At 73.4% G+C, this 19,757-nt stretch carries 19 protein-coding genes; 8 read left to right on the top strand and 11 right to left on the bottom strand.

Features of this window, described 5'->3' with window-relative positions; genetic code table 11:
• Positions 1-16: 16 nt before the first annotated feature.
• Both ABS735_RS21340 and ABS735_RS21335 read right to left on the bottom strand, forming a co-directional pair.
• On the bottom strand, positions 17-604 hold the full coding sequence (locus ABS735_RS21340) for a DUF4865 family protein (RefSeq protein WP_373901034.1): 588 nt from the start codon (positions 602-604) through the stop codon (positions 17-19).
• Positions 605-647: 43 nt separating this feature from the next.
• The gene (locus tag ABS735_RS21335) at positions 648-1,235 is read right to left on the bottom strand and encodes a TetR/AcrR family transcriptional regulator (protein WP_373901036.1); all 588 of its coding nucleotides are present in this window, start codon (positions 1,233-1,235) and stop codon (positions 648-650) included.
• Positions 1,236-1,409: 174 nt separating this feature from the next.
• Here ABS735_RS21335 and ABS735_RS21330 point away from each other — a divergent pair, with 174 nt between their 5' ends.
• A complete protein-coding gene (locus ABS735_RS21330) occupies positions 1,410-1,694 on the top strand; it encodes an SHOCT domain-containing protein (protein ID WP_373901037.1) in 285 nt (94 codons plus the stop codon).
• A gap of 135 nt (positions 1,695-1,829) precedes the next feature.
• On the opposite strand, the gene ABS735_RS21325 is transcribed toward ABS735_RS21330, so the two are convergent.
• Both ABS735_RS21325 and ABS735_RS21320 read right to left on the bottom strand, forming a co-directional pair.
• Complete coding sequence (locus ABS735_RS21325; protein ID WP_373901039.1) at positions 1,830-2,378, bottom strand: ATP-binding protein; 549 nt, start codon at positions 2,376-2,378, stop codon at positions 1,830-1,832.
• A 185-nt stretch (positions 2,379-2,563) separates the two neighbouring features.
• A complete protein-coding gene (locus ABS735_RS21320) occupies positions 2,564-2,887 on the bottom strand; it encodes a hypothetical protein (protein WP_373901283.1) in 324 nt (107 codons plus the stop codon).
• 358 nt (positions 2,888-3,245) lie between these two features.
• On the opposite strand from ABS735_RS21320, the gene cds1 reads away from it, so the two are divergent.
• Positions 3,246-4,370, top strand: coding sequence for an L-cysteine desulfhydrase Cds1 (cds1, locus tag ABS735_RS21315; protein ID WP_373901040.1), 1,125 nt, complete (start codon positions 3,246-3,248; stop codon positions 4,368-4,370).
• 16 nt (positions 4,371-4,386) lie between these two features.
• On the opposite strand, the gene ABS735_RS21310 is transcribed toward cds1, so the two are convergent.
• Complete coding sequence (locus ABS735_RS21310) at positions 4,387-4,860, bottom strand: SRPBCC family protein (protein WP_373901041.1); 474 nt, start codon at positions 4,858-4,860, stop codon at positions 4,387-4,389.
• A gap of 135 nt (positions 4,861-4,995) precedes the next feature.
• Positions 4,996-5,820, bottom strand: coding sequence for a DeoR/GlpR family DNA-binding transcription regulator (locus ABS735_RS21305; protein WP_373901043.1), 825 nt, complete (start codon positions 5,818-5,820; stop codon positions 4,996-4,998).
• Positions 5,821-6,075: 255 nt separating this feature from the next.
• Between ABS735_RS21305 and ABS735_RS21300 the strand changes: the two genes are divergently transcribed.
• On the top strand, positions 6,076-8,433 hold the full coding sequence (locus ABS735_RS21300; protein ID WP_373901045.1) for a hypothetical protein: 2,358 nt from the start codon (positions 6,076-6,078) through the stop codon (positions 8,431-8,433).
• Between the two features lie 28 nt (positions 8,434-8,461).
• Here the strand turns inward: ABS735_RS21300 and ABS735_RS21295 are convergent, their stop codons facing one another.
• The 4 genes from ABS735_RS21295 to ABS735_RS21280 form a co-directional block, all read right to left on the bottom strand.
• Complete coding sequence (locus ABS735_RS21295) at positions 8,462-10,900, bottom strand: right-handed parallel beta-helix repeat-containing protein (protein WP_373901046.1); 2,439 nt, start codon at positions 10,898-10,900, stop codon at positions 8,462-8,464.
• A 108-nt stretch (positions 10,901-11,008) separates the two neighbouring features.
• Positions 11,009-11,614, bottom strand: coding sequence for an Rv1733c family protein (locus ABS735_RS21290; RefSeq protein WP_373901047.1), 606 nt, complete (start codon positions 11,612-11,614; stop codon positions 11,009-11,011).
• A gap of 227 nt (positions 11,615-11,841) precedes the next feature.
• Positions 11,842-12,669, bottom strand: coding sequence for an MOSC domain-containing protein (locus tag ABS735_RS21285; RefSeq protein WP_373901048.1), 828 nt, complete (start codon positions 12,667-12,669; stop codon positions 11,842-11,844).
• 42 nt (positions 12,670-12,711) lie between these two features.
• Complete coding sequence (locus ABS735_RS21280) at positions 12,712-13,155, bottom strand: DUF6643 family protein (protein WP_061447215.1); 444 nt, start codon at positions 13,153-13,155, stop codon at positions 12,712-12,714.
• A 295-nt stretch (positions 13,156-13,450) separates the two neighbouring features.
• On the opposite strand from ABS735_RS21280, the gene ABS735_RS21275 reads away from it, so the two are divergent.
• Positions 13,451-14,797: a TerD family protein gene (locus ABS735_RS21275; RefSeq protein WP_373901049.1), complete on the top strand. Its 1,347-nt coding sequence runs from the start codon at positions 13,451-13,453 to the stop codon at positions 14,795-14,797.
• A gap of 18 nt (positions 14,798-14,815) precedes the next feature.
• On the opposite strand, the gene ABS735_RS21270 is transcribed toward ABS735_RS21275, so the two are convergent.
• Positions 14,816-16,042: a glycosyltransferase gene (locus ABS735_RS21270; protein ID WP_373901050.1), complete on the bottom strand. Its 1,227-nt coding sequence runs from the start codon at positions 16,040-16,042 to the stop codon at positions 14,816-14,818.
• 57 nt (positions 16,043-16,099) lie between these two features.
• On the opposite strand from ABS735_RS21270, the gene ABS735_RS21265 reads away from it, so the two are divergent.
• The 4 genes from ABS735_RS21265 to ABS735_RS21250 all read left to right on the top strand — a co-directional run bounded on the left by ABS735_RS21265 (position 16,100) and on the right by ABS735_RS21250 (position 19,752).
• Positions 16,100-16,885 carry a glutamate racemase gene (locus ABS735_RS21265; RefSeq protein ID WP_373901051.1) on the top strand — a complete coding sequence of 262 codons (786 nt, stop codon included), beginning with the start codon at positions 16,100-16,102 and terminating at the stop codon, positions 16,883-16,885.
• A gap of 75 nt (positions 16,886-16,960) precedes the next feature.
• Positions 16,961-17,503, top strand: a complete 543-nt coding sequence (locus ABS735_RS21260; RefSeq protein ID WP_373901052.1) for a hypothetical protein — start codon at positions 16,961-16,963, stop codon at positions 17,501-17,503.
• A gap of 87 nt (positions 17,504-17,590) precedes the next feature.
• Positions 17,591-19,204 (top strand): apolipoprotein N-acyltransferase, encoded by a 1,614-nt coding sequence (gene lnt / locus ABS735_RS21255; protein WP_373901053.1) that lies wholly within the window; start codon positions 17,591-17,593, stop codon positions 19,202-19,204.
• Positions 19,205-19,272: 68 nt separating this feature from the next.
• A complete protein-coding gene (locus ABS735_RS21250; protein WP_373901054.1) occupies positions 19,273-19,752 on the top strand; it encodes an NUDIX hydrolase in 480 nt (159 codons plus the stop codon).
• Positions 19,753-19,757 lie beyond the last annotated feature (5 nt).

Genomic DNA, 19,757 nt, shown 5'->3' with positions numbered 1-19,757 from the left:
ACCGTGCGGACGGCGCTCACCACTGGCGCCCCCTCGGCAGCAGGCTCCGTCCCGGCTCGGACAGGTGCAGCACCCGGAAGACCTCGCCCTCCGCCCCGTCCGGCGCCTCGCCCGCGTGGAGCGAGAAGTGCACCAGCTCCCAGGACCCGGTGTCCACGACCGCCGCCGCGAGCAGTGCGCCGCCCCCGGCCGCCAGCCGGCCGGTCTTCCGCACCGCGCCCGCCGCCACCTCCGACAGCGGCACCCCCTCGGGCACCGGCTGCCGCCCCAGGACCGCCACCCGCGCGGGGGAGCCGGCGGCGCCGCCCTCCTCGTACGCCAGGCCCGTCCACTGCCGGACCGCGGGCCGCCCGAAGTCGTCGGTGGGGCGCTGGAAGGCGCCGCCCCAGAGGAAGGAGTTCATGCCCTCCACGGTGTGCCACAGGTAGAACGGCGCGTACTGGTTGACCGGCGAGCCGTCCTTCCCGCGCTCGCGGACCAGATACGCCTTGAGCCCGAGCCCGGGCCAGTCGTCCAGCAGGTGCCCGGTGCGGGCCACGCGCTCCCTGATGACGTCCATCGGGTAGTCGGCGGGCAGGGTGAAGGTGTACTGCATGGCATGCACGGGCCGTGAATCCTCCGGTCCTCTCGGGTGGGTGTGAAGCCCGCTACCGCGTACGGGCGTTCGGCGGCGCGAGCAGTGAGAGCAGCCCCCGGACACCCGCGTCGAAGGCGGCGGGCGAGCCGGAAGCGCGGGCCAGGACGTAGCCGCCCTGGACGGTCGCGACGACTGCTGCCGCGATCTCCTCGCCGTCCAGCCAGGGCGCGAACTCGCCCTGCTCCCTGCCCTCCTCGACCAGCTGGGCGATCTGCTCGCGCAGCCAGTCGAGGGTCTCGTCCACGGGGGCGCGCAGGGCGTCGTCGGCGATCACGTCCGGGTCCATCGTCAGACGGCCGACCGGGCACCCGCGCAGCACGTCGCGCTCGCGCCGCAGATACGCCTCGATGCGCTCGTACGGCGTCCCCGGACCGGCGAGCACGGCGCCGGCGGCGGCCCGCATCTCCTGCGCCGTGCGCCGGATCGCGGCGAGCGCGAGATCGGGCTTGCCCTTGAAGTGGTGGTACATGCTGCCCTGCCCGGCCTCGGCCCGTTCGAGGATCGCCTTGGGGCTGGTGCCCACGTAACCGCGCTCCCACAGCAGCTCGCGCGTGGACTCGATCAGTCGTTCCGAGGTGGTCATGCACGCACTGTACATACTAGTAGTTACAGAAATCGAGCGGCCGACGAGAGGGGGGAAGCAGACGCGGACGTCCGGAGTACTCCCGGCGGGGTACGCACACTGCCGCTGGCCGTACGACGACCCGGACCCCCTCGCCGCGCCAGGCTCGGAAGCGACACAAGGGACATCGCGACCGAGGAGTTGGACGACATGGAGACCCTGGCACAGTTCGGCGACGGCGGGCCCGGCCCGTGGATCCTGTTCTTCCCGGTGATCTGGGCACTGATCATCGGCGGCGGCATCACCCTGCTGCGCCGCACGGTGTGGCGCGGACGCCGCGGACCCTGGCGGCCGGCGACCGTCGAGGACAACTCGCCCATCACCGTGCTCGGCCACCGTTTCGCCTCCGGCGAGATCGACGAGGACGAGTACTGGCGCCGGCTGTCCGTGCTGGACGAGCAGTTCGGCCGGACAGGGAAGGGCGGTGCGGCATGACCAGGACGAAGGTGTGCGGCGGTGACGGCACCGCCGCACGGCCCTCGACGGGGCCGGCGTCATGACGAGCCGGCGCTGCGGACGTCGCTCCGAACCCCGCCGCACGGCCCGCGGCAGCGGAGGGTCACCGCCCGGTCAGCCGGCAACGGCCGACCGGGCGGGAGCAGGTTGGCGGCTGCCGAGGTCGACCGCGTGCTCGACCTCGGCGAACGCTGCGGCCGGCACCTCCTCGACCAGGCGGCGCGGCGGACGCGCCGACGCGGGCGGTGCGGCGGGAGACGCGGCGGTGACGGCCGTCGGGAGCGTGAACCAGACGACCTTGCCCGATTCGCCCTCCGGTCGTACGCCCCAGCTCTCGCTCATCGTGGCCACCATGCTGAGCCCCCGCCCGCACGTCGCGAGGGGCTCGGCGTCGTCCACGACGGGCAGTCGCGGATCGTGGTCGCGTACCGAGACCGTGAGCCGGTCCGGGAGCAGTTCGATCTCCACGGTGCACGTCTTGTCGGGCCGGGCATGCAGGTGGACATTGGTCAACAACTCCGTCACGCCGAGCAGCGCCCGGTCGATCAGGAGATCCATATGCCAGTAGCGCAATTGCGCAGATACGATTCTGCGGACCTGGCCGATCCGCGACGGCAGGGCTTGGAGCTCCACCGTGCAATGTCTGCTTGGGTGACTGATCACGGCTGCGACTCCCCGACATAGAGGTCCGGAAGAACACGGAGTTCGGATCCAGCGAGGCGCACACGGCGCACGCTGCCCGCTGTCATGGCCGGCGGGCTGGTTCGCAGCGTTATCGCCGGTAAACCCAGAGTGACGTGAGACCAGCGTGACGCAAGGGGTGAGGCACCGCAACTTACGGACATCTCTCAGACGCGGCGTCCGGCCGCCCTGCGCACCGCCTCGATGAAGCGGCGGGCCGCGGGCGGGCCCGGCTCGCCGGGGGAGGGGTCACGCTCGCCGAGGGTCAGCAGGTACCGCTTGCCGTTGAGGTCGGCCAGCGCACGGTCCTGCGGGCCGAACCACGGGCGGGAGGCGCGCACCGCCTGCACCGGCGCGCTGTCTATCTCACTGCCGTAGCTGGTGAGCAACTCGACCCGGCCGCCGCTGATCCGGACCGTCCCGGCCCGGGTGAGTGAACGCAGCCGTTTGCCGATCCGCACCCCCGTGGCCCTGAACTCCGGCTCCGCCATGGCCGTCGCCCCCTCGTGCGCGTCGGTTGCCGGGCCGTGCACCGATCGCGATGCTCCCGGTACCGGCTCGTGTCGTGCTCCAGTGTGCGCCCGCGACGGGAACCCGGTCCCGCCGCTGGCAGTCTGCCCGCACCGCGCTCCGAGCACCAGTACGCGCCGCCCCTTTCCGGAGGCGACCGGAGCACTCGCGCGAATGCGCCCCCCGCCGCGCCCCCACCGCGTCGGCCCCGCCGCCCCAGGGGGGCCTTTGAGGCTCCCAAAGAGGTGTTTATGCAGGTGAGAAGCGTGTGGAAGGTGTTTATGATCGAGCTGTCGGCCGCGCTGTCGCCGTCGGCGCGCAGCGTAAGGAGCCCCCGAAGTGAGCACTCCCCAGCAGACCGGCACCGGCGCCACCCTCGACGTCGACCACAGCGACGCCGCCTACCGCGCATGGCTGAAAGAGGCCGTCCGCAAGGTCCAGGCCGACGCCAACCGCTCGGCCGACACCCACCTGCTCCTGTTCCCGCTCCCGGAACACTGGGGCATCGACCTGTACCTCAAGGACGAGTCGACCCACCCGACCGGCAGCCTCAAACACCGCCTCGCCCGCTCCCTGTTCCTCTACGGCCTGTGCAACGGCTGGATCCGGCCGGACCGGCCGGTGATCGAGGCGTCCAGCGGCTCGACGGCCGTCTCCGAGGCGTACTTCGCGAAGCTGATCGGCGTGCCCTTCATCGCCGTCATGCCCCGCACGACGAGCACCGAGAAGATCCGCCTGATCGAGTTCCACGGCGGACGGTGCCACTTCGTGGACGACTCCCGTCGTATGTACGAGGAGTCGGCCCGTCTCGCGGCGGAGACCGGCGGCCACTACATGGACCAGTTCACCTACGCCGAACGCGCCACCGACTGGCGCGGCAACAACAACATCGCCGAGTCGATCTTCCGCCAGCTGCGGCTGGAACGGTACCCCGAGCCGTCCTGGATCGTCGCCACGGCCGGCACCGGCGGCACCTCGGCGACCCTCGCCCGCTACGTCCACTACATGCAGTACGACACCCGCGTCTGCGTCGCCGACCCGGACAACTCCTGCTTCTTCGAGGGCTGGACCACCGGCGATCCCGACGTGGCCTGCGACCGCGGCTCCCGGATCGAGGGCATCGGCCGGCCCCGGATGGAACCGAGCTTCGTGCCCGGCGCGATCGACCGCATGATGAAGGTGCCGGACGCGGCGAGCGTCGCGGCCGTACGGTCCCTGGAGCGGGTCATCGGCCGCAAGGCGGGCGGTTCCACGGGGACCGGGCTGTGGAGCGCGCTGAAGATCGTCGCAGAGATGGTGGCCGCGGGGGAGCGGGGCAGCGTCGTGACGCTGCTGTGCGATCCGGGAGACCGGTACCTCGACAAGTACTACGCGGACGCCTGGCTCGCCGAGCAGGGCCTCGACATCGAGCCGTACACGGCGGCGATCGAGTCCCTGCTGCGCACCGGCACCTGGCCCGACTGACAACGGCCGCGCCGGGCTACGGGCGCCGCAGCCGCCGGTCCAGCGACGTCACCGCGCCCCGGAAGGCCCGTCCCAGCCCCGGACGCGCCCGGTCGAGCACGAAACGGAACGGCGCGGTGCCGTCCGCCGCGAACGTCCACCGCACCCGCGTTCCGGTACCGGCCGGCGCCAGCCGCCACTCCTCCAGCATGGCCCGGGCGCCCGGCACGTTGGTGACATCGATGCGATAGGCGTACACCTCGGGGCGCTCGGCCGTCAGCACCGTCTCCACGAAGCGTGTACCGCCCCTGAGCCGGATCTCGCGCCCCGCCCCCTCACCGATGGGCCGGGCGAACGTCACCGCCGAGAACCACGCGGTCCAGCCGGGCACGTCCTCCGCCAGGGCGCGGAAGACCGCGTCCGGAGCGGCGGAGATCTCCCGCGCGAAGACCAGGCGTACCGGCGCCGTCTCGACGAAGTCGAGACCCACCGGGCGCAGACGGCGAGCCATGACCACCACCCCCTTGTACGAAGCCGCGCGTGCGGACGATCGGCCGGGTGGCGCCACGATAGCCCCGGGCGCGTCGGGTGTCAGCGGGGCAGGGGCCACACGGCGGGGAGGCTTGCCCGGTGCCCGCCCAAGGTGTCAGTCGACCGCCGGCTCCGGCTCGCCCGCCACGACCAGCCCGAGATGCTCGGCGACCTCCGCGCGAGCCTCCGCCGACAGGCCGGAGTCGGTCACCAGCGTGTCCACCTGCTCCAGCGCCGCGAACGAACTCAGCCCCACGACACCCCATTTGGTGTGATCGGCGACCACCACGACACGCCGCGCCGACTGCACAAGACGCCGGTTCGTCTCGGCCTCCGCGAGGTTCGGCGTGGACAGGCCGGCCTCGGCCGATATGCCGTGCACGCCCAGGAACAGCACGTCGAAGTGGAGCGTCGCGATCGCCTGGTCGGCGACCGGCCCCACCAGCGAGTCGGAGGGCGTGCGCACACCGCCGGTGAGCACCACCGTCGCCGCGCCCTGCCGCGCCCCCGAGGTGCGCTGCGCCACGTGGAACACGTCGGCCACCCGCACCGAGTTGGTGACCACCGTCAGGTCCGGCACGTCCACCAGCCGGTGCGCCAGCGCGTACGTCGTCGTACCGCCCGACAGGGCGATCGCGGCGCCCGGAGCGACCAGCTCCGCGGCGGCCCGCGCGATGTCCTCCTTGGCGGTCGGCTCCAGGCCCGACTTGGCCTCGAACCCCGGCTCGTGGGTGCTGGCCTCGGCCACCGGGACCGCGCCCCCGTGCACCTTCTCCAGGACACCCTGGCGGGACAGCGCGTCCAGGTCGCGGCGGACCGTCATGTCCGACACGCCGAGCTTGCGGGTCAGCTCGTTGACCCGGACCCCGCCCCGGCGGCGCACCTCGTCGAGGATCAGGGCGCGCCGCTGCTCCGCGAGGAGGTTCGGATTCTCACTCACGTACGCTTCGGTCCTTTCGCCGCAAAACCGTCCGACACGCCGACGCACTCGCTCCGATGAGGACTTCTCCCCGCACCCGTGCGCGGACGTCCCATCCTCGCACGCCCCGCGACGGCCCGCGCCACTGCCCGCCCCGGCCGCACCGGTCACACGGATCGGGGAGATTCCGTGCCGATGGGTGTATGACGCCCGCGGAACGGAGATCCTGTGCCCGCACGGACAGAGCCGACGGCGCGTCACGGGGGAGTGCGGACAGTGGAACAGCCACAGGAAAGGGCAGGGAAGGGCGGGACGGACGGAAGAAGCGGCACCGCCCTGGAACTCCTGGTGCACGGAGTGGGCGGTACGACACCGGCGGAGATGCTGGACGACCCGCGGACCGTGCGGATCACCGGCGACCACATCGCGGCCGTCTTCCGGCGCACCGAGGACGCCGACGCCGAGTCCCGGCCCGAGGACTACCGGGGGCGGCCGGTGCCCGAGGCCTACGTCTGGTGCAACCTCACCTCCGGCAACGGCACCCGCGCCCTGTGGCTGCTGCTTCTGCCCTTCATGGTGGTCAACATCGCCCACTGGATGCGGCCCGCCGCCGACGGCCGGATCCGCACGATCCGCCTCTACGGGCTGCTGCTGCGGCTCGCCGGCCTCACCCTGACCGTGCTGCTGGTCGCCGCCGCCTGCGAGGTCGCCCTCGACCTCGTCGCCTGGCAGTGCGCGGGCACGCGCGCGTGCGCCGAGCGGCACTCCTGGCTGGGCTTCCTGTCGCCGGTGATGTCGGACGGCGGCTGGTGGAGCACACCCGGCCGCAGGCTCGCCCTCGCGGCCGCGGTGCCCGCCGCGCTGACCGGGCTGCTGTGGTACCTGTCGCTGCGCACCTGGCGGGCGTACGAGTCCCAGCAGCCGATGGACCGCGAGACCGACCCCGAGGAGGACCCCCGCCGCGCGGCCCTGGGCCGCCCCGGGTTCTGGTACGGGCGCCGCCTGGTGGCCCGGCTGCGCGCCGCGCACACCGCCGCCGGGCTGCTGACCGTCGCCGTGGCGGTCGGCGCCCCGGCGGCCCGTTTCGACCGTCGGCCGGGGGGACCCGCGCTGCTCGACACGCTGGGATGGGTCCTGCTGGGGGCGCTGGCCGCGGGGGCGGTCGCCGTGGTCGCGGTGGTGTGCCGCCGGGGCCGCAGCGAGAGGCGTCTCGACCGGAAGCTCGACGAGCACCTCGTGCGCCGCCTGCCGCTCGCCGCCCTCGTCCTGTTCGTCCTCGCCCTGCTGTACGGCGGCTGGGCCCGCCCGGAATGGACGTCGGGGGGCCGGCTGTCCGGGGACACGGCCTTCGGTGCCATCGCTCTGGTGCAGGGGCTGCTGGTCATCGCGCTGGCCGTGGTCGCCCACCTGCTCCACCGCAGCCGCCCCGACGCCCGCGCAGCGATCCGGGGCCTGGGCGGTCCCGCCGTCGCCATGCTGGCCTGCGCGCTGGGCGGCGTCATGTCCGGCGGCGTCGCCCAGCGCGTCTCCGACTGGATGGACGGCACCGGCGCCTTCCTGGACGGCCCGCCCGTCCTGCTGACCTGGCAGGCGTCCGTCATCCCGCCGCTGCTCGTCGTCGTACTGCTGATGTGCGCCGCGCTCGCCCGGCACACCCTGAACCTCGCCCGCGCGGAACGGGACGCCGTGGAACGCGACCACCCGGGAGAGACCGGAGACCCCGGGCGCACCCGGCGCATCGCGCTCACACGGGCCATGGCCGGCCTCACCGACCGGGCGCCCCTCCTCGTCGCCATCACCTCCACCGCGACCCTGCTGCTCGGCGCCGGAGCCCTGGTGGGCGCCCTGACCACCGACCAGGTGCCCGGCGAGGCCGCACGCGGAACGTACGCCGTGGTCCAGGGCGCCGCGCAGACCGCGCAGGAAATGGGCTCCTGGCTGATCGGCCTCGGCTTCATACTGTTCGTCACCTGGGGCAGGCGCGCCTACAAGGACGCCTCCGCGCGGCGCACCATCGGCATCCTGTGGGACGTCGGCACCTTCTGGCCGCGCGCCGCGCACCCCTTCGCACCGCCCTGCTACGCCGAGCGCGCGGTGCCCGACCTGACCTGGCGGATGGCGACCTGGACCCGCGCCACCGGCGGGCGGCTGGTCATCTCCGGGCACTCGCAGGGCAGCGTCCTCGCCGCCGCCGCGTCCTGGCAGCTCGAGCCGTCCGCCCGCAGCCGCGTCGCCCTGCTCACCTACGGCTCCCCGCTGGAGCGGCTGTACGGCCGCTGGTTCCCGGCCCACTTCGGTCCCGACGCGCTCGCCTCGCTGCACGAGGAGGTCGACTGCTGGCGCAACCTGTACCGGCGCACCGACCCCATCGGCGGCCCCATGCGGCTGCCCGGCGACGCGGGACCCGCGGTGGACCGGGCACCCCTCAAGGACCCGCTGACGTACGGCCGTACCGAACTCCACCCGCTGCCGGCGCCGATCCTCGGCCACTCCGACTACCAGGCCGACCCGGTCTTCGCCGAGGAACGCGGACGGCTGCTGGCCCGCCTGCGGCCGGAGGTGCCGGCGCCGCGCCACACCGGTGGTGCGGCGGCGTCCGTCCCGGCGGCGGACGACGCGACCGGGGACTGCTGAGCCCTGTCCGACCCGTGCTTCGGCTCCGCTACGGCAGCTCGGGCAGGTCCTCGGGGTACAGCAGGGTCAGGTCGTCCGTGCTGGGGTCGGACAGCTGGGCGACCCGGCTCGCGTGCCGCTCCACCATCGCCTCGAAGGTCTGGCGGGCGGTGCGGCCGTTGCCGAAGGCCGGGCCCTTGGGGATCTCCGTGAAGTACTTCGTCAGCACCTGAGACGTGCCCGGCGCCAGCCGGTACTCGTGCTCGTCGGCCTGCTGCTCCACGATCCGCAGCAGCTCCTCGGGGCCGTAGTCGCCGAAGGTGATGGTGCGTGAGAAGCGGGACGCCACACCGGGGTTGACGGACAGGAACCGCTCCATCTCCGCCGTGTACCCCGCGACGATCACGACGACGGCCTCCCGCTGGTCCTCCATCAGCTTGACCAGCGTGTCGATGGCCTCCTTGCCGAAGTCCCGGCCCGCGTCCTCGGGGGAGAGGGCGTACGCCTCGTCGATGAACAGCACGCCGCCGTGCGCCCGCTGGAACGCCTCCTGGGTGCGGATCGCCGTGGAGCCGATGTGCTCGCCCACCAGGTCCACCCGTGACACCTCGACCAGGTGGCCCTTGTCCAGCACGCCGAGCGAGGCGAGGATCTCGCCGTACAGCCGGGCGACCGTCGTCTTGCCGGTGCCGGGGGAGCCGGTGAAGACCAGGTGCCGCTTGACCGACGCGGCCTTCAGACCCGCCCGCTGCCGGCGCCGGCCCACCTCGATCATGTCGGTCAGCGCACGCACCTCGCGCTTGACGCTGTCCAGGCCGACCAGGGCGTCCAGTTCGCCCAGCACGGCCTTCGAGGTCCGCGCCGGCTCCTGCGGGGCGGTGCCCGCGATCAGGGGTTCCTGCTCGGTGGTGCGCTGCCCGGGGATCGAGCCCAGCAGGCCGGTGGACTGGGCCGCCGTCTGCACCACCGGCTCGGGCGCGGCGGGCGCCGTCAGGCCGGTGCTCTCGTCGCTGGTGCAGTCCTCGACGAGCGGACCGGAGTCGTACGCCGTGTCGGGGCCGCCCTCCGCGAACTCGAACCCGCCGCGCGCGCACCGCTCCGTGCGGCACTTCTTCAGCGTCGTACGGCAGCCGTCGATCACGTGGAAGCCGTAGCCCGCGCTGCCGGTGACCCGGCAGTTCAGGAAGCTGCCGCGGCCGCCCGCCGACACGTAGACGCCCGCCTCGGAGGGCGAGTCGACCGTGCAGCGCTCGATGGTGGGGTCGGCGCCCTTGGTGACGATCACACCGGTGCGATTGCCGTCCAGGGTGCAGTTGTTCAGGGTGCCGCCGCTGCCGTGGTCGCGGAACCAGGCGCCGGTGGCGGCGTCCCGGACGCGGCAGTCGTCGAGCTGCGCGGTGGCGCCGTCGCTCACCGACACGGCGGTGTTGCGCACCTGGGAGAGATCGCTGTCGACAACGTCCACCCGGGATCCGCGGTCCAGGACGAACAGCGCGTCCGGCACGTCGTGCACCCGGCAGGAGTCGAGCACCGCGGTGGCACCGTCGCTGACCCAGACCGCCGGGTAGTCGCCGGTGCTGTCGAAGATCTCGCACTGGTTGGCGTCCACGCGCGTGCCCGGGTCCCACACCGACAGGCCGTTGCGCCCGAACTGCCGCACGCTGGTGCGGGTCAGGGTGAGCACCGAGCGGGACCTGAGGTCGACCGCGTTCTCCGGGATGTCGTGGATGCGGCAGTCGGCGAGGGTGAGCACCGCGTCCGTGTCCAGCGTGACGCCGTCGCCGGTGGTGCGGTGCACGTCGCAGTCGGTCAGGTGGCCCGTGGCCCGGCCGGTCACCTGCACGCCGCTGCCGCGCACCTCGTAGACCTCGCAGCCCACGGCCTCGAGGGCGGAGCCCTCACCCGTCGCCGTCAGTCCGGAACCGGCGGCGTGATGCACCCGGCAGCGCTCCAGCCGGGGATGGGCGCCGGAGCGCACCGCGACGCCCGCCTGGCCGGCCGCGACGACCTCGCACTCCTCGAACACGCCGCCCCCGCCGTCCAGGACGGCGATGCCGACGCCGGCCGGATTGTCGACGGTGCAGCGCCGCACCGTGGGACGCGCGCTGCCGCGCACCTCTATCCCGGAGGCGGAACGCGCGACGACGCGCAGGCCCAGCAGCTCCGGCGTGCCGTCCTCGACCAGCACCGCGGGCGCCGCCGCGTCCTGGCCCTCGACGTGCAGGTCCTGGATCACCGCCGAGGCGCGCACGGTCAGCGGGACACCGTCGGCGGGCGCGATCCGCACCGAACCCTGGGCGCCCTCGGGCCCGCGCAGGGTCACCGCCCGCTGGACGACGAGGTTCTCCCGGTAGGTCCCGGGGGCGACGGTGAGGACGTCACCGTCGGCCGCGGCCTCCAGGGCGGCGGCGAGCGATGCGTACTCACCCGTGCGGCGCCGCCACCGCGAGGTGCCGGTGTGCGTCACCTGGACCGTGCCCTGTGCCATGGCGTTGCTGTGCCCCCACCTCGTCGTACGCGGGTCGTCGCCGATTCGGTTCGGCCGGTCCACCGTAGCGTGCGCGCAGGTGGTGAGTTGACCGGAGGCGGAAGCCCGTCAACTGCCCGCGCCGGTCCTGCCCCAGTCCGGTCCCGCCCGCTCCCACTCCTGCTCCAGGCGCGCGTACCGGCGGCGGACCATGCGCCGGACCGCGATCCGCCGGGCGGCCTCCACCAGGGCCGCGGCCACCACCGCGGTGCCGAACCCGGCGAGTACGGCGTGCGTGGTCGCGGTCTCGGAGTCCAGCGGGCGGGCCACCTCCCGGCCCCGGGCATCCGTCCATATCGCGAACCGGTCGCCGCTGCCCGGGTCGTCGATGCCGACCAGGGCGGGGCCCTCGTGCCGTGAGCCGTCGGGACCGGTCCAGGTGGCGAGGACACGGCTGCGGAGCTCCTCGCCGGAGGCACCCTCCGGGTCGACGGTCAGGGGCGAACGCTCCAGGGCACGGACCACGGTGGCCGTCACCCGGTGCCGGGACTCGTGCTGTTCACGCACCGACCGCTGCAGGGTGCTGTGCGCCGCGCCGCCCACGAGTGCGCCGATCAGGGGCGCCACGGACAGGATCAGCAGCAGCGCCGTAAGGGCCACCCAGGCCTCGGCCAGGTCGCTCGAGCGGCACAGCGGATTGCCTCGCCAGCGCCAGAGACCTCTGATCGCCCGCACGCCCGCGCCCCCTTCCCGCTCCGCCTCCCCCGCCGAGCGGTTCACGTGGATCCCGGGCGGACCGGGCCGCGGGAGCGTGCCGCCCCCGCTCGGTGGCTCTTGCCGGCCGGGTTCTCATGAACCTCTCACAAAGCCCAACGGGCGGACCCCGCAACGGGTTCCCGTCACCGGGCGGTTCGTCCGGGAACGGAGCCCCGGTCCGCCCGCCGGGTGCGAACGGCCGCACGTCACTCGATGATGCGCACGGGGTCGCCGACCCGGACGGTGCCGCGGCCGAGGGGGACCAGGTTCTGCCCGAAGACCAGTTTGCCGTCGACGCGTCGGTGCCGGCCGAGGCTGTGCAGGGGCTCGGCGCCGCGGTCCGCGGTGCCCTGGTCGGTGGTCGTCACGACGCACCGCCCGCACGGCTTGGCGACCCGCAGGACGACCTCGCCGACGGCGACGCGCGACCAGCGGTCCTCGGCCCAGGGTTCGGTGCCGGAGACGACCAGGTTCGGCCGGAAGCGGTTCATGGGCAGGGGGCCCTCGTCCGCGTGCTCGCCCCGCGCGATCAGCGAGTTCAGGGCGTCGAGCGAGGCCGTGGTGGTCAGCAGCAGCGGGAAGCCGTCCGCGAAGGAGACGGTCTCGCCGGGCAGCGCGTAACGCGGGTCCACGGGGCGGCGGGTGGCGGGATCGTCCAGGTGCACCAGACGGACGTCGGCGCCGAGCAGCCTGCTGCACCAGTCGTGCGCGGCCTCGTCCTCGGCGGGCAGCGCCTCGACCTTGTCCCGGAAGATCTGCACCGTCACGGTGTCCGTCGCGCGCGGGACCAGCACCGTGAGCGGTGCCATGCCCGGCGCGGACAGCCGTACGCCGCCGCCGGGCAGAAGCTCGGCGGCGGCCAGGGCGAGGCGCGGCTGACGGCGTTGCGTGACGACCTTTCCCCCGTCGTCGATCAGCATCCAGCGTCGGTCTCCGGCCGGCCCCCAGGGCTCCACGACGGCCTCCTGGAGCGACAGGCTCCGGAACGCCTTGACCGGATGGACGTGGATCGACTGCAGTCGCGCGTACCCCATGAGGTCATCGTGCCAGGTGGCACCGACAACCCGGAGGACGGCTCAGTAGCCGCGGTACTGCTGCTGGTTGTACGGGTCCTGGTACGGCGCGGGGGCCGGCCGGGGAGCCGCGGGGCGCATCGCCTCGTACCCCGCGGGGCCGGGCGCGGCCGGGCGGGGCTGCTGCGGCTGCTGGGGGCCGGGGTAACCGCGTGGCGCGGTCGCCTGGTGCGGGATGTACGCGGCGGGGGCCTGCTGCAGCGGGGCGGGCTGCGGGGCCTGCTGCGGATATCCGTAGGAGGGCTGCGAGGGGCCCGCCGGGAGAGCGGGCAGGGCGGACGGCAGCGCGGGCAGGTGGCTGCTGCTCGGCATGTCGTACGCGGCGGGGACCCGGATCGGGGCGATCTGCGGTGTGCCCCGTTCGGCCACGAGCGAGTCGTAGATCGGGGTGTCCGGGAAGGAGGCGGAGTAGTAGCCGCCGCCATAAGTGGAGCGGGGGGAGGTCATGGCCATAAGTTAAGCCCACGATGTGCTGGTTGGGGAGACCGATAAGAGGGTTGTTTTCCGTGTCCGCAGTGACCCGGCATCCCCAATGCGAGCGAACTTGGCAAAATGGGGCGTCATGCCGCGTGATTTTGCGGTAAAGGCCGAGTTCCGGGCGGGTTACCGGCGGTTGACCGGACCTTCTGCGGGACTCCTCTCCAAGGACGGGCGGCCCGGAGAATAGGTTGGGCGTCAGGAACTCGACGATTCGCCGGGACGCGGCCCGGCTCGGTGACACGTGATGGGGGCGGACATGTCAATGTCGAAGGGATCGAACACCCCGGTGCCGACGACGGCACTGCGGGTCGAACTGGGCTGGCGGTCCGGCCCCGGCGTGCCCGACGCGGACGCCTCCGCCCTCCTCCTGGTGGGCGGGAAGGTCCGTTCCGACGCGGACTTCGTCTTCTACAACCAGCCGGCCCACTCCTCCGGCTCGGTCCGGCACGAGGGCAAGCGGGACGCCGGCGGCCGGGTGACCGACAGCCTGCTCGTCGACCTCGCGGGCGTGGAGCCCGCGATCGAGACCGTGATCCTCGCCGCCTCCTCGGACGGTGGAGCGTTCGGACAGGTCCCCGACCTGTACATCGAGGTCCGCGACGCCGCGCAGAACACCGTCGTCGCCCGCTTCGACAGCCCGGGTGCGACCGTCGAGACGGCCTTCGTGCTCGGCGAGTTCTACCGCCGGCAGGGCGCCTGGAAGTTCCGCGCCGTCGGGCAGGGATACGACAGCGGACTCGAGGGCCTGGCCACGGACTACGGCATCTCCGTGGACGAGCCGCAGCACGCACCCCCGGCCGCGCCTCCCGCGCCGGTGGCCCCGCCTACGCCGGTGGCGCCGCCCGCGCCTGTGGCTCCCCACACTCCGGCGGCCACGACGCCCCCGTCGGCACCTCCCGCACCTCCCGCGGCACGGCCGGCCGCCACCCCGCCCCCGGCACCTTCGGCCGCGCCCCTCTCCGCCGCACCGGTCCGCCTGACCAAGGTCACGCTCACCAAGGCGGCGCCCTCCGTCTCCCTGACCAAGCAGGGCGGCACCTCGGGCGCCATGCGCGTCAACCTCAACTGGCAGGTGCGCAAGCAGTTCTCGGGCTGGGCCCGCAAGCTCGGCCGCCCGGTCGCCATGCACGACGACCTCGATCTCGACCTGTGCTGCCTGTACGAACTGAGCGACGGCAGCAAGGGCGTCGTCCAGGCACTCGGCAACGCCTTCGGGGCGCTGCACCAGCCGCCGTTCATCCACCTCGACGGCGACGACCGCACCGGCGCCGTGTCGACCGGCGAGAACCTCACCATCAGCCTGGACCACAAGCAGTACTTCCGGCGCATCCTCGTCTTCGTGACCATCTACGAGGGCGCCCGCTCCTTCGCCGACCTGCACGCCACGGTCACCCTCCAGCCGCAGTACGGCGCCCCGATCGACTTCTCGCTCGACGAGTGCACCGTGCCCTCGACGGTGTGCGCCCTCGCGCTGATCACCAACACCGGAAACGACCTCGTCGTCCAGCGCGAGGCCCGCTACCTGGTGCCCGAGCGCGGGGTGAGCCCGCAGCGGACGGTCGACTACGCCTACGGCTGGGGCATGAACTGGACCCCCGGCCGGAAGTGACCCTCCCGGTACGGGTGCTCAGCCCTCCTCGGGCACGGCGTCCGGACGGGCGTAGGTGCGGCCCTTCCAGGCCGCGCCGCGCCCCCGGTAGTGCTGCACCGCCGAGTCGACCGTCATCAGGAGATAGAGGAACGCGGTGAACGGCAGCAGCGGCGCGAGCCACAGGGGCTGCCGGTAGTAGCGCAGCATCGGCAGATACGTGCCCGCCATCACCAGCCAGGCGGCGGCGCCCAGCACGACCGTCGCGCCCTTCCCCGCCGCCGCGCCGACGAGCACCGCCGCCGGCGGCACCAGGTACACCAGCGCCAGGCCGACGACCGTTCCGGCGAGCACCAAGGGGTTGTGCCGCAACTGCGCGTAGGCGCTGCGCGAGACCATCCGCCACAGGTCGTGCAGCCGCGGATACGGGCGCACGCTGTCCACCCGGTCGGCCAGGCCCAGCCAGACCCGGCCGCCGGCGCCCTTGACCGCGCGGGCGAGGGCCACGTCGTCGATGACGGCGTGCCGGATGGCGTCCGGGATCCGCGCCCGCTCGGCGGCCTCGGTACGCAGCAGCACACAGCCGCCCGCCGCGGCCGCCGTCCGCGTCACCTTCTTCCTCCCGCTCCCCGCGCGGCCACCGCCGATCCACCGGAACGGATACAGCTGGGCGAAGAAGTAGACGAAGGCCGGCACCACGAGCCGCTCCCACAGGCTCTCCACCCGCAGCCGGGCCATCTGGGACACGACGTCGAATCCCCCGGTGCCGGCCGCCGACACCAGCCCGCGCAGACTGTCCGGCGCGTGCGCGATGTCGGCGTCCGTCAGCAGCAGGTACTCGGGCTCACGCGTGCGTGCCAGACCGATGCCGTGCCGCACCGCCCACAGCTTGCCCGTCCAGCCGGCGGGCGGCTCCCCGGGCGAGGCCACGGTGAGCGGCAGCCCCTCGTGCCGCCGGGCCAGCTCGCGGGCCAGCTCACCCGTGCCGTCCGTGCTGCCGTCGTCGATCAGAAAGACCTCGGCCCGCCCCGGATAGTCCTGGACGAGCAGCGAGGGCAGGCTCGAGGGCAGCACCGCCGCCTCGTCGCGCGCCGGAACGACGACGCACACCGAGGGCCAGACACCGGGTTCCTCCCGGGCCGGAAGTCTGACGTCCGTACGCCAGAAGAAGCCCCGGGCGAGCAGCAGCCACAGCCATGCGGCGAGGGAGAGGGCTGACCCGAAGGTCACGACGGTCACGACGGCAGTCCACGCATCGGCGCTCACGTGCGCAGTCTGCACCACGGCAGCGGCCGGTGGCGGCGCATCGTCTATCGTGGCCGGGTGAAGATCGCGCTCATGGACTCCGGAATCGGTCTGCTGGCGGCCACCGCCGCGGTACGGCGGTTGCGACCGGATGCCGATCTCATCCTGTCCCTGGACCCCGACGGCATGCCCTGGGGCCCGCGCACCCCCGAGGACCTCACCGGGCGTGCCCTCGCCGTGGCCGAGGCCGCCGCCGCGCACCGTCCGGACGCCCTGATCGTCGGCTGCAACACCGCTACCGTGCACGCGCTGCCGGCCTTGCGCGCCCGGCTCGAGCCCGGGGTGCCCGTCATCGGCACCGTGCCGGCGATCAAGCCGGCCGCGGCGGGTGGCGGCCCCGTGGCGATCTGGGCGACACCGGCCACCACCGGCAGTCCCTACCAGCGTGGGCTCATCGAGGAGTTCGCGGGCGACGCGACGGTCACCGAGGTGCCGTGCCCGGGACTCGCCGACGCCGTCGAGCACGCGGACGAGGCGGCGATCACCGCGGCCGTCGCCGCCGCGGCCGCCCTCACACCCGACGACGTAACGACCATCGTTCTGGGCTGCACCCATTACGAACTGGTCGCCGAACGCATCCGTGCCGCCGTGCAGCGCCCCGACGCCCCGCGCCTGGTCCTGCACGGCTCCGCCGGGGCGGTGGCCGCCCAGGCGCTGCGCCGGATCGGCGCCCGGCCCGACCCCGGCGCCCCGGCAGAGGGCACCTTGACCGTGCTGCTCAGCGGACGCGAGGGCACCCTGCCCGTACCCGCGCTGGCCTACGACGAGGGCAGGCTCCTGCGCGCGGTCACGCCGGCCGGCTGACGGGTCCGCCCGGTCGGACCAGTCACCCTGCGCGACGAGGTACCCGCGCAGCGAAACATGAGTAACCTCATATCCATGAGGCATCGCCACGGCGAGACCGTCCCCCAGCCGAACGTCTGGACCGGCCGTGCCACCAGCCGGATCCAGTGGTTCCTGGCGCTCATCGGCGCCGCCTGCGTCGCGCTCGGCATCGCCCTGGCCGTCGAATCGGCCTGGGAGTCCGGCGTCGCCCCGCTCGCCATGGCCGTCGTCGGCTGTATCGCGGCGGGACTGCTGGTCCTGTTCGGCACGCTCGCGTTCGTGCACGTCGCGCTGAGAGTCGACGAGGACTGCCTCGAAGTGCGCTGCGGCCACATCGGCGTGCCCCGCCGACGCATCCCCCTCTCGCACGTCGCCGGCGCCGAGTTCGCGCCGCACGTCACCCCGCGCCACTGGGGCGGCTGGGGCTACCGATGGCGTCCCGAGCGGGGCACCGCCGTCGTCGTGCGACGCGGGGAGGGCCTGATCCTGCGGCTGTGGGACGGCCACACCTTCACGGTCACCGTGGACGACGCGGAGGCGGCCGTCCAGGTCATCAAGGACCGGCTGCGCCCGAGGACACCGGGTCCGGCGCACTGAGCGATGCGGCACGGGCCGCTCGGGGTCCCTTCGATGTCCCCGGACCGTCCTGTCCGCGGTCCGGTCACCCGCCGTACACTCCGGGGGGTGACAGCCACCGCAACCTCCGTCGGCGAGTCGGACCGGACGCAACCGCAGACCACGCCCGCCTCCCGGGCTGCCGCGCGGCTCACGCGTCTCCTCCCGGCCGCCGCCGCGGCGCTCTCCGGAGTGCTGCTCTACGTCAGCTTCCCGCCGCGCACCCTGTGGTGGCTCGCCCTGCCCGCCTTCGCCGTCTTCGGCTGGGTACTGCGCGGCCGTAGCTGGAAGGCGGGCCTCGGCCTCGGCTACCTCTTCGGCCTCGGCTTCCTGCTGCCCCTGCTGGTGTGGACCGGCGTGGAGGTCGGCCCCGGCCCCTGGCTCGCCCTGGCCGCGATCGAGGCGCTCTTCGTGGCGGCCGTCGGCGCGGGCGTCGCCGCGGTGTCGAAGCTGCCGGGACGGCCGGTGTGGGCGGCGGCGCTGTGGACCGCGGGGGAGGCGGCACGCGCGCGCGTGCCCTTCGAGGGCTTTCCCTGGGGCAAGATCGCGTTCGGTCAGGCGGACGGTGTGTTCCTGCCGCTCGCGGCGGTCGGCGGCACACCGGTACTCGGCTTCGCGGCCGTCCTGTGCGGCTTCGGTCTCTGCGAGGCCGTGCGCCTGGCGGTCCGGGCCCGCCGCGGCCACGAGGTACGACGCGGTGCCGCGGCGGTGGCGCTGCTCGGCGTGGCCGTACCCGTCGTGGGCGCCGTGGCGGCCCGGCCGCTGGTCAGCGACAGGGCGGAGGACGGTACCGCGACCGTCGCGGTGATCCAGGGCAACGTGCCCCGCGCGGGTCTCGGCTTCAACGCCCAGCGCCGGGCCGTACTCGACTACCACGTGCGCGAGACCGTACGCCTGGCCGCCGAGGTGAAGGCGGGCAAGGCGGAACGCCCCGACTTCGTGCTCTGGCCGGAGAACTCCTCGGACATCGACCCCTTCGCCAACCCGGACGCGCGCACCGCCATCGACCGGGCCGCCACGGCGATCGGCGCGCCCATCTCGGTCGGCGGCGTCGTGGACCGCGACGGCAAGCTGCTCAACGAGCAGATCCTGTGGGACCCGGACAAGGGCCCCGTCGACACCTACGACAAGCGGCAGATCCAGCCCTTCGGCGAGTACCTGCCCCTGCGCTCGCTCATCGGGGCGATCAACGACACCTGGACCACCATGGTCAGCCGGGACTTCAGCCGTGGCACCGAGCCCGGCGTGTTCACGATGGCCGGCACCAAGGTCGGCCTGGTCACCTGCTACGAGGCGGCGTTCGACTGGGCCGTGCGCTCCGAGGTCACCGACGGCGCCCAGATGATCTCCGTGCCCAGCAACAACGCGACCTTCGACCGCAGCGAGATGACCTACCAGCAGCTCGCCATGTCCCGGGTCCGCGCGGTCGAGCACAGCCGGACCGTCACCGTCCCGGTGACCAGCGGCGTCAGCGCGATCATCATGCCGGACGGCAGGATCACCCAGAAGACCGGCATGTTCGTGGCGGACTCCCTGGTCCAGGAGGTGCCCCTGCGCTCCTCCGAGACGCCCGCCACCCGGCTCGGGATCGCACCCGAGATCGCCTTGGTGCTGGTCGCCGCCGGCGGGCTCGGCTGGGCCGTCGGCGCCGGTGTGCGCGGTCGACGCGCCCGCGACGTGTAGCCGTACGCCCGCCGCACGCCCCGTGACATCGGCGGGAGCGGCCCACCCGTCCCGTTAGGGTCGGGCACATGACTACTCCCGATTTCATCCGCGACCTGCGCGCCTCGGCCGGACACCAGCTCCTGTGGCTCCCCGGAGTCACCGCCGTCGTCTTCGACGACGAGGGCAGAGTGCTGCTCGGCCGACGGTCCGACAACGGGCGCTGGTCGCTGATCGGGGGCATCCCGGAGCCGGGGGAGCAGCCCGCCGCCTGCGCCGTGCGCGAGGTCGAGGAGGAGACCGCCGTGCAGTGCGTCGTCGAGCGGCTGGTCCTCGTGCAGGCGCTGAAGCCGGTCACCTACGACAACGGTGACGTCTGCCAGTTCATGGACATCACCTTCCGCTGCCGGGCCGTGGGCGGCGAGGCACGGGTCAACGACGACGAGTCGCTCGAGGTGGGCTGGTTCGCGGTGGACGCGCTGCCGGACATCAAGGAGTTCGGGCACGCCAGGGTCAAGCAGGCTCTGTCCGACGCCCCCACATGGTTCGAACCCACTGGTTCCTTCTGAAGTAT

This window comes from Streptomyces sp. MMCC 100, assembly GCF_041538145.2.
Taxonomy (GTDB): Bacteria; Actinomycetota; Actinomycetes; order Streptomycetales; family Streptomycetaceae; genus Streptomyces.
Note: the sequence above shows the minus strand (reverse complement) of the source record. Positions and strands in the feature narration are given on the sequence as shown.